Below are 11784 nucleotides of genomic sequence, written 5' to 3' on the forward strand. Positions count from 1 at the left end.
GAGCCGAGTCCCGCCCGAGCCGATTCCCGTCAGCGCCGAGCCCCGAAGGTCCCCGATGTCGAACTACGCCGATTCCCTCAAGCACCTCGACAGCTACATCTCCGCGCGCGTCCCGGTCATCGGCATGCGCACCATCGAGCAGGAGCGGGCGCTGCGGCTGCTGAGGGAGGCGGCCATGCAGCCCCGCCGCAGCAGCCTGCCGTTCTGGATCTACACGCGGGCGACCGGCCTGCGGGACCTGCGCAGCAACACCACCGTCATCGACGACCGTTCCCTGACCGGTGCGATGGACTTCGCGGCCGCCCAGTTCACCAGCCGTGCCAACGCCACCGTCGTCTTCGTCGACCCGGCCGACCTGGAGAGCGACACCCCGGTGGCCCGGCACATGTCGGAGCTCGCGCGGCTGGCCGGCAACAACATGGGCAGCATCGTGGTGATCACCGACAGCCCCATCTGGAGCGGTCTGCAGCGTCTCGGCATGAGCCTGCACCTCGACCTGCCGCACCCGGACGAGACGTACGAGACGCTCAGGGGCTTCCTCGCCGATCACGAGGGGATCATGCCGGTCCGCTGGGACGAGGGGGACACGCGCAGGGCCGCGGAGTTCCTGCGGGGGGTCACGGAGGCCGAGGCGATCAACCTGATGGCGACGGTGGCCGCGAAGGGCGCGATCGAGAAGGAGGACGTGCTCGGCCTCGCCCAGGCGAAGGACCGGATCTTCAGCGATCTGACCGGTCTTGAGAAGGTCCACCTGAAGGACTCGGACTACACCGTCGGCGGCCTGACGAGCCTGCGCGCCTGGCTCCAGCGGAAGCATCAGCTGATGCACGCGGACCTGCGCGAGACGCAGCTGCGGCCGCCGCGCGGGGTGCTCCTCGTGGGCGTGCCGGGCTGTGGCAAGTCGCTGTCCGCCAAGGCGATCGCGAGCGAGTGGCAACTGCCGCTGTACCGGCTCGACATGGGCAGCATCCACGGCAAGTACCTGGGTGAGTCGGAGGGCCGGTTCCGGGAGGCGCTGGCGATGGCGGACCGGGTCGCGCCCTGCATCCTGTGGATCGACGAGATCGAGAAGGGGCTGGCGGGCCGGGACGACGGCTCGGGCGTGCCGCAGCGGATCATCGGCCAGTTCCTCTTCTGGCTCCAGGAGTCGGACTCCCGGGCCTTCGTCGTCGCCACGGCCAACGACGTACGGAGCCTGCCGCCCGAGCTCCTGCGCAAGGGCCGCTTCGACGAACTCTTCTTCGTCGACCTGCCCGACGCCCAGGACCGCAGGGAGATCATCGAGCTGTACTACGGCCTCTACCTGAAGCAGGCGCCCGCGGCGGAGCACCTGGACCGCCTGGTCGACCTGTCCGAGGGCTTCGCGGGCTCCGACATCGCCGCGGCCCTGCACGACGTGGGCGCCGAGGCGCACCTGAGCGGCGGCGTGGAGTTCCTCCGCCCCTCCCTGATCGTGGACGCCTTCGCCAACACCGTTCCGCTCAGCCGGGTCAACCCCGAGCAGATCGAGGAGATCCGAGCCTGGGGCCGCGAACGCGCCGTCCCAGCCGGCCGCTCCACCCTGGCAGCCTCCCCGGGCACGAGCGGCCCGCGCCGCATCGTCTTCATGGAGGACTGAGAAAACCCAGAACCCACCCGAAGCACCTCGTGCACACCCTCCAGTCAGAAGGGAGGTTCGAGATCGCCGCGGCCATCGCTGTGTGGCCCGCAGTCCCAGGGCTCCTCCTGAAGAGGTTCCATGTCGGTGACGTCGTGGCCCCATGCTTCGAGGGCCTTCCGGGCAATGCGCCGGTCAGGGGCGTGGCTGCTGGTGTCCAGGATGCGGCGCGCGTGCACGGCGAGGCGATCGCGGCGCTCGGCGAGCGCGGGGTGTTCGGCGAGGATGAGCGCGGCGAGGCCGGCGGCTTCGCGCACGTCCTCGTGACTGTCCTGCAGGAAGGGCTCGACGGCTCGATAGAGCATCGGGCGCAGGTCCCGGAAGGCCGCCAGCGGGGTGTCGTGGGTGAGGAAGCCAGTCGCAGGCGGCCGCTGTCTTCCGGATCGTCCTGGGGCTGAAGCATCGAGGAGGCGGAGTGGAGTGCGTCTCCGAGGTCGAACGTGACGTTGCCGAGGGCGTCGAGCACGTACTGCCGGGCGTCGGCGAACGGGATGCCCACGGGGTCGATGCTGTCGGGGGCGGGGGATGGACGAGGACCTGGCGGAGGGCTGCGATGAGATGGGTCCAGGGGATGTTGTCGCCCTGCGGGTGGATCAGAGGCAGGTCGTACGCGACCGGGTCCTCCAGTCGGAGGCCGTTCCAGAGCGCGACACGGGTGATGCCTCGTCGTTCCGGCAGTAGCAGGACACCGCGGACGAGGCCCGCGTCGGCGGTGTCCGAGAGCGGCGATGACGTGAAACGGCCTGCCCCTTGGTGAGGAGTTCGAAGAGCTTCGCGTCCACCCCGGAGAACGCCTCGACGCGGGGGCCGTTGAGCCGGAGAACGTGGTCGGTGCCGGCGAATGTGTCCCCGAGGAGCTCGTGGCTGATGTCCTGGACGCTGCCGACGGCGGCGTTCTCGCTCGCCCTGGTGGTCTCCGGCATCGCCGGAATCCGCGTCGGCCGGATCATCGACCACTCCGCGACGCCGTCGGCGCCGCTCATAGAGGCGGATCAGCACTGGGGCTCTGCTACAGCCAGTCCTTCCTCTTGAACACCACGTACAGGCTCATGCACACCACTGCCATCAGCAGCACCGCGAACGGATACCCGCCCGCCCAGTGCAGCTCCGGCATGTTGTCGAAGTTCATGCCGTAGATCGTTCCCACCAACGTCGGTGCGAACAGGATGGCCGCCCAGGCGGAGATCTTCTTGATCTCCTCGTTCTGTTCGAAGCCGGCTTCCGCCAGGGCGCGCATTTCGGCGTTCTGTTGTTGGGTGACCAGGGTCGCGTTGACCGTGAGGATGTCCGTGAGGGCCTGGCGGAAGCCGTCGACGCGTTCGCTGGTGTGGGTGACGTGGTCGGCGACGTCGCGGAGGTAGCGCTGGAGTTCCTCGTCCGTGCCGTACTTCGCGAAGCCCGCCATCAGGGCGTGGAGCATGCCCACCAGGGGGCGGGTCGCGCGCTGGAACTCGACCATTTCCCGGGAGAGTTCGTAGATGCGGCGGGAGACCGCCGGGTCGCCGCCGAAGACCTCCGTCTCGATCTCGTCGATGTCGTTCTGGACGCCCGCCACCACCGGCGCGTAGCCGTCGACCACCGCGTCGAGGATCGCGTACAGGACCGCCTCCGGGCCCAGGGCCAGCAGGTCCGGGTTCTCCTCCATGCGGCGGCGGACCGCCGAGAGGTCCGGGGCGGCGCCGTGCCGGACCGTGATCAGGAAGTCCGGGCCGACGAAGACGTGGAGCTCGCCGAAGTCGACCTCCTCCGGGGCGTCCAGGTAGCGCGCGGCGCGCAGGACGACGAACAGCGTGTCTCCGTACCGCTCCAGCTTGGGGCGCTGGTGGGCCTCCATCGCGTCCTCGACGGCCAGTTCGTGCAGGTCGAACTCGGCGGCCAGGGAGTGGAGTTCCTCCTCGGTCGGGCGCTGGAGTCCGATCCAGGCCATGCCGTCGGGATGTTCGCGCAGCTGGCGGAACGTCTCCGCGAGGGTGCTGGGGGAGGCGACCCGGCGGCCGTCGCGGTACAGCGTCGACTGCACGACGCTCGGCTCCACCGAGGGCGGCCGTGCGTCCGAGGCCTCGGGCGGCGGCTCGGGCCGGCGGCGCCAGGCCGCGCGGGGGCGGCGGTCGGACATCGTCGGGCACCTCCACCTCGGGCTGCGGTTCGGTCGGGAGCAGGATATATGGGGTGAATCCCGCTCGTACGGATCTCCGTCCGGTCCCGGTCCGTTCCGCATTGCGGACCGAACTCGTCCGCAAGCCTCGATAGCGTGCTGTCATGGCCCTCAAGACGACCCACCCCGTGCTCGGCCCCCGCGCCCTGAACCGCGCCACCCTCGACCGGCAGCTGCTCCTGCGCCCCGCCCCGCTCGGCGTCGAGGAGGCCGTCGAGCACCTCGTCGGACTCCAGGCCCAGAACACCAAGCCCCCGTACTACGCGCTCGCCGCCCGGCTCGACGGGTTCCGGCCCGAGCAGCTGTCCGCCCTCATGGAGTCCCGGCGGGTCGCCCGGATCGTCTCGCTGCGGTCCACCGTGCACACCCACACCGCCCGCGACGCCGTCGGCCTCCGCCGGCTCGTGCAGGCCGGGGCGATCGACCGGGAGCTGAAGATGTTCCGCAAGGGGCTCGACGGCGTCGACCTCGACCGGCTCGCCGCCCTGGCCACCGCCTACGTCGAGGAGCGGCCCCGCACCCCCAAGGAGCTGCGGGAGCACCTCCTCCGGGAGTGGCCCGACGCCGACCCGCAGGCGCTCACCATCGCCGCCCGCTGCCTGCTCCTGATGGTGCAGGTCACCCCGCGCGGCCTGTGGGGGCGCAGCGGGCAGGTCGCCCTCACCACCGTCCGTACGTGGTTCGACGGGGTCGAGGACGAGGCCGCCGACCTCGACGAGACCGTCCGGCGCTACCTCGGCGCCTTCGGCCCCGCCTCCGTCAAGGACATGCAGACCTGGTGCGGCCTGACCCGGCTGCGCCTCGCCTTCGAGCGACTGCGGCCCGGGCTCCTCGTCTTCCGGGACGAGCGGGGCACCGAGCTCTTCGACCTCCCCGACGCGCCCCGCCCCGACGAGGACACCCCCGCCCCGCCCCGCTTCCTCTCCGAGTTCGACAACCTGCTCCTCTCGCACGCGGACCGCACCCGCGTCGTCCCCGCCGAACACCACGGCCGCACCTGGACCGGCAACCAGGCGCACCGCACCTTCCTCGTCGACGGCTTCCTCGCCGGGATCTGGCACCTCGACGAGGCGAAGGAGCGTACGACCCTCACCGTCGAACCCTTCGCCCGACCGACACGGGCGCAGACGCTCGCGCTGACCGCCGAGGCCGAGCGGACCCTTCGGCTGCTGGCGCCGGCGGATGTCCCGTACGACATCGTGATGGGGGAGGGGTAGGGGGAGGGGTGACGGGCGCTTGGGACCGGTTCGTCCGATCCCGCCTGCGCTCGCGTCGCCCCCCGTGCCCTGCGCCTACGGCAGTACCCCCGCCCTCCGCGCCGCCACCACCGCCTCCAGACGGGTGTGGGCGCCCAGTTTGCGCATCGCCGAGCGGAGGTAGCCCTTCACCGTCTCCGGGCGCAGGCCAAGACGTTCCGCCGCCGACGCGTTCGTCGCGCCGGAGGCGACCGCCGCCAGGACGTCCGTCTCGCGGGGGGTGAGGGAGACGCCGGGGGCCGCGGGGGCCGCGCCCGAGGCCGATTCGAGGCGGCCGCAGACGGCGAGGAGGCGCTCCCGGAGCGCGGGGTCGACGACCTTCGGGGCCAGTTCGCGCAGCTCGCCGTACGCCTGGCGGACCTCCTCCCAGGACGGGCCCGGAGGCGGCGGCGCGAGCAGTTGCCGGACCTCGTCCCGTACCGCCAGCGCCTGCTCCACGTCACGGGCCGCCGCCATCGCCGCGTCGAAGACCCGCTCGCCGATCGGCAGGGACTCCCGCAGCGCCCCGTACAGCACACCGCGCACCTTGCGCCGCACGACCACCGGGACGGCGATCACCGCGCGCAGGCCCTCCGCCGAGACCGGCACGTCGTACTCGTGGGTGATGTGCCGCGACGCCGGGTAGTCCGTGACCGCGCACGGCCGCGACAGCGCCAGGCACTTCCCGCCCAGGCCCGAGCCCGCCGAGATCGCCAGGCCGCGCAGCGCCGGGGTCACCGCCCCGCTCAGCTCCGCGATCCGCACCGTACGGCCCGTGGCCCCCTCCTGGAGCAGCCCGCCGAACACGACGGGCAGCCCGCTGGCGCGCCTCAGCCGCGACAGGGCCGCCCGCAACTCGACCGCTTCCGTCATCTCCGGCACGGAACCACTCCTTCACCCCCGAACGGGGGTAGTGAGACCTGGGTCACCGATTACACGATGTCCGGGACAGGTCCCGCAATGAGGAGGACACATGACGCCCACGAGCGCGACCGGCGCGACGGAGAGGTTCCGGGCCGCCCGGGACTTCCTGCTGCAGCATCGCGAGGACTACGAGACGGCCTACGAGGGCTTCGCCTGGCCCCGCCCCGACCGTTTCAACTGGGCGCTCGAATGGTTCGACGTCATCGCTCGGGACAACGAGCGGACCGCGCTGCACATCGTCGAGGAGGACGGCTCCGAGACGCGGGTGAGCTTCGCGGAGATGTCCGCCCGCTCCAACCGGGTCGCGAACTGGCTCCGCGCCCAGGGCGTCCGCGCCGGCGACCGCATCATCCTGATGCTCGGCAACCAGGTCGAGCTGTGGGAGACCGTGCTCGCCGCGATGAAGCTGCGCGCGGTCCTCATCCCCGCCACCCCGCTCCTCGGCCCCGCCGACCTGCGCGACCGCGTCGACCGGGGCCGCGCCCGGCACGTGATCGTGCGCGCCGAGGACACGGCCAAGTTCGACGACGTCCCCGGGGAGTACACCCGGATCTCGGTCGGCGGGGACGGGGTGAACTGGCTGGGGTACGAGCTCGCCGACCGCGAGTCCGACGTCTTCGAGCCCGACGGCGTCACCCTCGCCGACGACACCCTGATGCTGTACTTCACCTCCGGCACGACCGCCCGCCCCAAGCTGGTCGAGCACACCCACATCTCGTACCCCGTCGGCCATCTCTCGACGATGTACTGGATCGGCCTCAAGCCCGGCGACGTCCACCTCAACATCTCCTCGCCGGGCTGGGCCAAGCACGCCTGGTCCAACCTCTTCGCGCCGTGGAACGCCGAGGCGACCGTCTTCATCCACAACTACACCCGCTTCGACCCGGCCCGCCTCATGGACGAGATGGAGCGCAACGGCGTCACCAGCTTCTGCGCCCCGCCGACCGTGTGGCGGATGCTGATCCAGGCCGACCTCGGCCAGCTGAAGACCCCGCCGCGCGAGGTCGTCGCCGCCGGCGAGCCGCTGAACCCCGAGGTCATCGAGTCGGTGCGGCGCGCCTGGGGCGTCACCATCCGGGACGGCTTCGGCCAGACCGAGACCGCCGTCCAGGTGTCCAACAGCCCGGGCCAGCGGCTGAAGGAGGGCTCCATGGGCCGCCCGAGCCCCGGCTTCCGGGTCACCCTCGTCGACCCGGTGAGCGGCCGGCCGGACGTCGAGGAGGGCGAGATCTGTCTCGACCTCTCCGCCCACCCGGTGGGCCTCATGACCGGCTACCACGGCGACCCGGAGCGCACGGCGGAGGCGATGGCGGGCGGCTACTACCGCACCGGCGACATCGGCTCCCGGGACGCGGACGGCTACATCACGTACATCGGGCGCGCCGACGACGTCTTCAAAGCGAGCGACTACAAGATCTCCCCCTTCGAGCTGGAGAGCGCCCTCCTGGAGCACGAGGCCGTCGCCGAGGCGGCCGTCGTCCCCGCGCCCGACCCGCTGCGGCTCGCCGTCCCCAAGGCGTACATCGTCCTCGCTGCGGGCTGGGAGCCGGGCGAGGAGACCGCGAAGGCCCTGTTCGCCCACTCGCGGGCGGTCCTCGCGCCGTACAAGCGGGTCCGCCGCATCGAGTTCGCCGACCTGCCCAAGACCGTCTCCGGCAAGATCCGGCGCGTCGAGCTGCGCCGGCTGACGGCGGAGGGCGGCGGCAAGGAGTACGTGGAAGGGGACCTCGCGTGACCGGCCCGGCGAAGCACACCCAGGAACTCTCGTACGCGCACGGGGTGTCCGAGACCCCGCTCCTCGGCGACACCATCGCCGACAACCTCGACCGGGCCGTCGCCGCCTGGCCCGACCGGGAGGCGCTCGTCGACGTCCCCACCGGACGCCGATGGACGTACGCGGAGTTCGGCTCGGACGTCGACCGCCTCGCCGGCTCCCTGCTCGGCAGCGGCGTCCGCAAGGGCGACCGGGTCGGCATCTGGGCGGTGAACTGCGCCGAGTGGGTGCTCGTCCAGTACGCCACCGCCCGCATCGGCGCGATCATGGTCAACATCAACCCGGCCTACCGCGCACACGAGTTGGCGTACGTCCTGCGGCAGGCCGGCGTCTCGCTGCTCTTCGCGTCCCTCGCCCACAAGACGAGCGACTACCGGGCGATGGTCGAGCAAGTCCGGCCGGAATGCACGGAGTTGCGCGAGGCGGTCTACTTCGCCGACCCGACCTGGGACGCGCTGCTCGCCCGTACGCCCGGGGAGCTGCGCCCGGAGCCGCTCTCCTGCGACGAGCCCGTCAACATCCAGTACACCTCGGGGACGACGGGCTTCCCGAAGGGAGCCACGCTCTCCCACCACAACATCCTCAACAACGGGTATTTCGTGGGCGAGATGATCGCCTACAGTGAGCAGGACAGAATCTGCATTCCTGTCCCGTTCTATCACTGTTTCGGCATGGTCATGGGAAATCTCGCGGCCACTTCACACGGCGCCTGCATGGTGATCCCGGCCGCCTCCTTCGACCCCGCCGCCACCCTGCGGGCGGTCCAGGAGGAGCGCTGCACCTCCCTCTACGGGGTGCCGACGATGTTCATCGCCGAGCTGAACCTCCCCGACTTCGCCGCGTACGACCTCTCCACGCTCCGCACCGGGATCATGGCGGGCTCGCCGTGCCCGGTCGAGGTGATGAAGCGGGTCGTCGCGGAGATGAACATGGCGGAGGTGTCGATCTGCTACGGCATGACCGAGACCTCCCCCGTCTCCACCCAGACCCGCCGCGACGACGACCTGGAGCGCCGCACCGGCACGGTCGGCCGGGTCATGCCCCACGTCGAGGTGAAGGTCGTCGACCCGGCGACCGGACTCACCGTGGGGCGCGGCACGGCGGGGGAGCTGTGCACCCGCGGCTACAGCGTGATGCTCGGCTACTGGGACGAGCCGGAGAAGACCGCCGAGGCGATCGACCCCGGCCGCTGGATGCACACCGGGGACCTCGCGGTCATGCGGGACGACGGCTACGTGCAGATCGTCGGCCGCATCAAGGACATGATCATCCGGGGCGGTGAGAACGTGTACCCGCGCGAGATCGAGGAGTTCCTCTACGGACACCCCAAGATCGCGGACGTCCAGGTCGTCGGCGTCCCCGACGAGCGGTACGGCGAGGAGATCCTGGCCTGCGTGATCCCGCGCGACCCCGCCGACCCGCCCACCCTGGACGAGGTCACCGCCTTCTGCCGGGACCGGCTCGCCCACTACAAGATCCCGCGCAGGGTGGAGATCCTCACCGAGTTCCCCATGACGGTGAGCGGCAAGGTGCGGAAGGTGGAGCTCCGGCAGACGTACAGCTCCTAGGGTCTGTTGTCGGACAGGCAGACAGGGCCTAGATCACCTCCCGGCGCATGCAGACGCGGGGCCAGACCGACAGGCCGTGGGCCGCCTCGGCCCGGCTGATGGCGCGCAGCCCCTCCGTGAGCGCCGGGTCGGAGTCGGTGAGCGGGCGGAAGCCGAGCCGCGTGTAGTACGGGGCGTTCCACGGCACTTCCGTGAAGGTCGTCAGGGTCAGGGCCGCGAGGCCCTGCTCCCTGGCGGCCGCCGCGAGGTGCTCGATCAGCGCCCGGCCCACGCCCCGGCGGGCGGCGTCCGGGTGCACCGACACCTGCTCGATGTGGGCGGCGCCGTCGACGGTGTCGGCGAGCAGGTACGCGACCGGGCGGTCGGCGGCGTCCACCGCCACCCACGCCCGGCCCGCACGGCGGTACGTCTCCAGGACGTCCAGCGGCAGCGGGTCGTCGTCGGCGATCGCCGCCATGCCGAGAGTACGGAACGGCTCGCCCGCCGCCCGTTCGATGTCCTGGAGCAGCGGGAGTTCGGCCGGAGCGGCCGCTCTGATGCGCATACGTCAGTATGGCGCGGGCTCAGCGCGGTGGACCGTCCGGCGTCGGTGGCCGGCTCCGGCCGTCCTCCGGGGGACGGTCGAGCAGGCCGCCCTCGCGCGAGAAACGGGGCAGGAACAGGGCCAGGGCCGGGTCGCCGTACAGCGCCACGTACAGCTGCACGAGCCCGCCGTCCGTCACCTCGCGGCGGTGCGCCGGCAGCGGATACCGCTCCCGCAGGCCGGCCAGGAGCCGCCGCGCCGCCCTCGTCGTGTCCGGCAGGCGCAGCAGCGCCACCGCCGCCAGGACCGGCGGGACCCCGGCCGCGAGGGCCCCGGCGAGGGCCGGCCCCGAGGCCCCCGTCACGAACGGCCCTCCCAGCGCCGTCAGCGGTACGCACCCCAGCAGCACCCGGGCCGCCCACAGGCGCGCGAGCGACCGGAGCAGCCCCGCCCGGCGCAGCTCGCGGCGCAGCGCGTCCACCGCCCGCCGTGCCTCGGGGCGCAGCGCGAGCGTCCGCAGTGCGAGGGCCCGGTGCAGCGCTCCGTGCACGCCCAGCTGTACGGGGTCCCGTGTGCGGCCCGGTCCGCCATTGGCCCGAATCGTATGTTTGCGGCCCGCCGCGACCGCCCCGCGCTGGTGCAGCGCCACCAGGGCGACGGTGACGGCCGCCCGCCGCCCGCCCCGCAGCAGCGCGAGGGCCTGCGGCGCGGGCACGGCGGCCGCCCCGGTCTCCTCGCTGCGGGTTCCGCCGCTTCTCAACAGCAGGGCGGCGAGCAGGAGTTCACCCCAGACCGCCCCGATGAACCACCACGTCCCCGTCGACATGACACCCACCCCCCGAGGGTGTTGTGCCCGGCGGAGCGTGATCGTCACGCGTGAATGGCCGATTTCGGATGCCGAGGAGTTGTGTGGGCACTCCGGACGGCCTCCGCGGTCAGGCGCCGCCCGCCGCCAGGTCGTCCGCCGCGTCGTTGACCGGCTGCGGGGTGCCCGTCAGGTCGAGCACGAAGAGCGGAAGCCCGACCTCGGCGGCGCGCGAGCGGGCCTCCGGGGTGTAGCCCGCGAGCGAGAAGAACACGCTCACCGTCGCGGTGCTCAGCCCGTTGAGCCAGAGGCACTCGACGGCCCGCAGCCCCGTGGGCCGGGTGCTCGGGTCGACCTGGGCGACCAGGCCGGGCGCCCGCAGGTCCACGCCGGACGAGGGGCGCTCCTCGGGCTGGACGACGTCCCTGAAGCCCAGCCACCGGAGGTACCCGGCCGCCGCCGCGACCGCGTCCCGCGAGGTCCGGATCGTCACGGGCCGGAAGGCCCCGCGCAGCGGAGCCGGGCGCGGGGCGGTGACCGGCAGCGGGAGGTGCACGGGGTACCGCTCGGCGAAGGTACGCGGCCCCGCGGAGCCGGCCTCGTCCGCGCGCGGCGCGGCCGGGCCGGGCTCGTCCGCCCTGCCGGCCCCGCCCCGCGCCGTGGGCCCCGGCCCGAACCACGGGGACCCGGACTCCACAGGCCGCGGCGGCGCCCCACCGGCGGATGCCTCGGTCCCGGGCCGCGCCCCGGGACCGCGAGGCGGGCCGGGCAGCTCCGGGGACGGCGTGGTGGACGGGGGCGCGGCGGACGGTGGTGGGGAGGACGGGGATGGGGAGGACGGTGGTGGGGAGGACGGTGGCGTCGGCGCCGGGGGCGGAAGCGGCGCCCCGAAGCCCGCGCCCTGCCCCGACACGGCCCCGGCCGCCCCGCCCGGCGCGGCCGAGCCGCCCCCGATCGCACCACCTGAGCCGCCCCCGCCGACCCCGGCCGCACCACCCGAGCTGCCCCCGCCGGTTCCGGCCACGCCCCCGGGCGGGCCGGCCGCCCGGCCGCCCGCCCCCGCACCGCTCCCGTCCGCCGCCCCCGCACCGCTCCCGTCCGCCGCCCCCGCACCGCTCCCGTCCGCCGCCCCCGCCTCCGTAC

At 72.8% G+C, this 11784-nt stretch carries 12 protein-coding genes; 5 read left to right on the forward strand and 7 right to left on the reverse strand.

Going from position 1 to position 11784, the window contains the following annotated elements; all coding sequences use genetic code 11:
- The first annotated feature begins 55 nt into the window (after positions 1 to 55).
- A complete protein-coding gene (locus tag ACWGN5_RS24440; protein ID WP_453518711.1) occupies positions 56 to 1618 on the forward strand; it encodes an AAA family ATPase in 1563 nt (520 codons plus the stop codon).
- Positions 1619 to 1662: 44 nt separating this feature from the next.
- Here ACWGN5_RS24440 and ACWGN5_RS24445 read toward each other — a convergent pair whose 3' ends face one another.
- The 3 genes from ACWGN5_RS24445 to ACWGN5_RS24455 all read right to left on the reverse strand — a co-directional run bounded on the left by ACWGN5_RS24445 (position 1663) and on the right by ACWGN5_RS24455 (position 3773).
- Positions 1663 to 1962, reverse strand: a complete 300-nt coding sequence (locus tag ACWGN5_RS24445; RefSeq protein WP_453518713.1) for a hypothetical protein — start codon at positions 1960 to 1962, stop codon at positions 1663 to 1665.
- 288 nt (positions 1963 to 2250) lie between these two features.
- Positions 2251 to 2640 carry a hypothetical protein gene (locus ACWGN5_RS24450; protein WP_453518715.1) on the reverse strand — a complete coding sequence of 130 codons (390 nt, stop codon included), beginning with the start codon at positions 2638 to 2640 and terminating at the stop codon, positions 2251 to 2253.
- Between the two features lie 26 nt (positions 2641 to 2666).
- The gene (locus tag ACWGN5_RS24455; protein WP_453518716.1) at positions 2667 to 3773 is read right to left on the reverse strand and encodes a magnesium and cobalt transport protein CorA; all 1107 of its coding nucleotides are present in this window, start codon (positions 3771 to 3773) and stop codon (positions 2667 to 2669) included.
- Positions 3774 to 3916: 143 nt separating this feature from the next.
- Between ACWGN5_RS24455 and ACWGN5_RS24460 the strand changes: the two genes are divergently transcribed.
- Positions 3917 to 5029: a winged helix DNA-binding domain-containing protein gene (locus tag ACWGN5_RS24460; RefSeq protein ID WP_453518719.1), complete on the forward strand. Its 1113-nt coding sequence runs from the start codon at positions 3917 to 3919 to the stop codon at positions 5027 to 5029.
- Positions 5030 to 5104: 75 nt separating this feature from the next.
- Here ACWGN5_RS24460 and ACWGN5_RS24465 read toward each other — a convergent pair whose 3' ends face one another.
- Positions 5105 to 5920 carry a response regulator transcription factor gene (locus ACWGN5_RS24465; RefSeq protein ID WP_453518733.1) on the reverse strand — a complete coding sequence of 272 codons (816 nt, stop codon included), beginning with the start codon at positions 5918 to 5920 and terminating at the stop codon, positions 5105 to 5107.
- Between the two features lie 100 nt (positions 5921 to 6020).
- Between ACWGN5_RS24465 and ACWGN5_RS24470 the strand changes: the two genes are divergently transcribed.
- Both ACWGN5_RS24470 and ACWGN5_RS24475 read left to right on the forward strand, forming a co-directional pair.
- A complete protein-coding gene (locus tag ACWGN5_RS24470) occupies positions 6021 to 7706 on the forward strand; it encodes an AMP-binding protein (RefSeq protein ID WP_453518722.1) in 1686 nt (561 codons plus the stop codon).
- The gene (locus ACWGN5_RS24475) at positions 7703 to 9313 is read left to right on the forward strand and encodes an AMP-binding protein (protein WP_453518724.1); all 1611 of its coding nucleotides are present in this window, start codon (positions 7703 to 7705) and stop codon (positions 9311 to 9313) included. Before ACWGN5_RS24470 ends, ACWGN5_RS24475 begins: the two co-directional genes overlap by 4 nt.
- Before the next feature lie 28 nt (positions 9314 to 9341).
- Here the strand turns inward: ACWGN5_RS24475 and ACWGN5_RS24480 are convergent, their stop codons facing one another.
- From ACWGN5_RS24480 to ACWGN5_RS24490, 3 genes are all read right to left on the reverse strand, one after another.
- Positions 9342 to 9857: a GNAT family N-acetyltransferase gene (locus tag ACWGN5_RS24480; protein WP_453518727.1), complete on the reverse strand. Its 516-nt coding sequence runs from the start codon at positions 9855 to 9857 to the stop codon at positions 9342 to 9344.
- A gap of 19 nt (positions 9858 to 9876) precedes the next feature.
- Positions 9877 to 10662: a TIGR04222 domain-containing membrane protein gene (locus tag ACWGN5_RS24485; protein WP_453518728.1), complete on the reverse strand. Its 786-nt coding sequence runs from the start codon at positions 10660 to 10662 to the stop codon at positions 9877 to 9879.
- Positions 10663 to 10771: 109 nt separating this feature from the next.
- On the reverse strand, positions 10772 to 11413 hold the full coding sequence (locus ACWGN5_RS24490; protein WP_453518734.1) for a hypothetical protein: 642 nt from the start codon (positions 11411 to 11413) through the stop codon (positions 10772 to 10774).
- A gap of 16 nt (positions 11414 to 11429) precedes the next feature.
- Here ACWGN5_RS24490 and ACWGN5_RS24495 point away from each other — a divergent pair.
- Positions 11430 to 11784, forward strand: a 355-nt coding sequence (locus tag ACWGN5_RS24495) for a hypothetical protein (RefSeq protein WP_453518735.1), incomplete at its 3' end; no start/stop codon positions are given.

Source organism: Streptomyces sp. NPDC055815, assembly GCF_053616475.1.

What these genes read in the sequence shown, in the direction of transcription:
- ACWGN5_RS24445 (WP_453518713.1), bottom strand. Translation starts at nt 1,962, where the DNA reads ATGCTCTATCGAGCCGTCGAGCCCTTCCTGCAGGACAGTCACGAGGAC.
- ACWGN5_RS24440 (WP_453518711.1), top strand. Translation starts at nt 56, where the DNA reads ATGTCGAACTACGCCGATTCCCTCAAGCACCTCGACAGCTACATCTCC.
- ACWGN5_RS24465 (WP_453518733.1), bottom strand. Translation starts at nt 5,920, where the DNA reads ATGACGGAAGCGGTCGAGTTGCGGGCGGCCCTGTCGCGGCTGAGGCGC.
- ACWGN5_RS24480 (WP_453518727.1), bottom strand. Translation starts at nt 9,857, where the DNA reads ATGCGCATCAGAGCGGCCGCTCCGGCCGAACTCCCGCTGCTCCAGGAC.
- ACWGN5_RS24470 (WP_453518722.1), top strand. Translation starts at nt 6,021, where the DNA reads ATGACGCCCACGAGCGCGACCGGCGCGACGGAGAGGTTCCGGGCCGCC.
- ACWGN5_RS24460 (WP_453518719.1), top strand. Translation starts at nt 3,917, where the DNA reads ATGGCCCTCAAGACGACCCACCCCGTGCTCGGCCCCCGCGCCCTGAAC.
- ACWGN5_RS24455 (WP_453518716.1), bottom strand. Translation starts at nt 3,773, where the DNA reads ATGTCCGACCGCCGCCCCCGCGCGGCCTGGCGCCGCCGGCCCGAGCCG.
- ACWGN5_RS24450 (WP_453518715.1), bottom strand. Translation starts at nt 2,640, where the DNA reads ATGAGCGGCGCCGACGGCGTCGCGGAGTGGTCGATGATCCGGCCGACG.
- ACWGN5_RS24485 (WP_453518728.1), bottom strand. Translation starts at nt 10,662, where the DNA reads ATGTCGACGGGGACGTGGTGGTTCATCGGGGCGGTCTGGGGTGAACTC.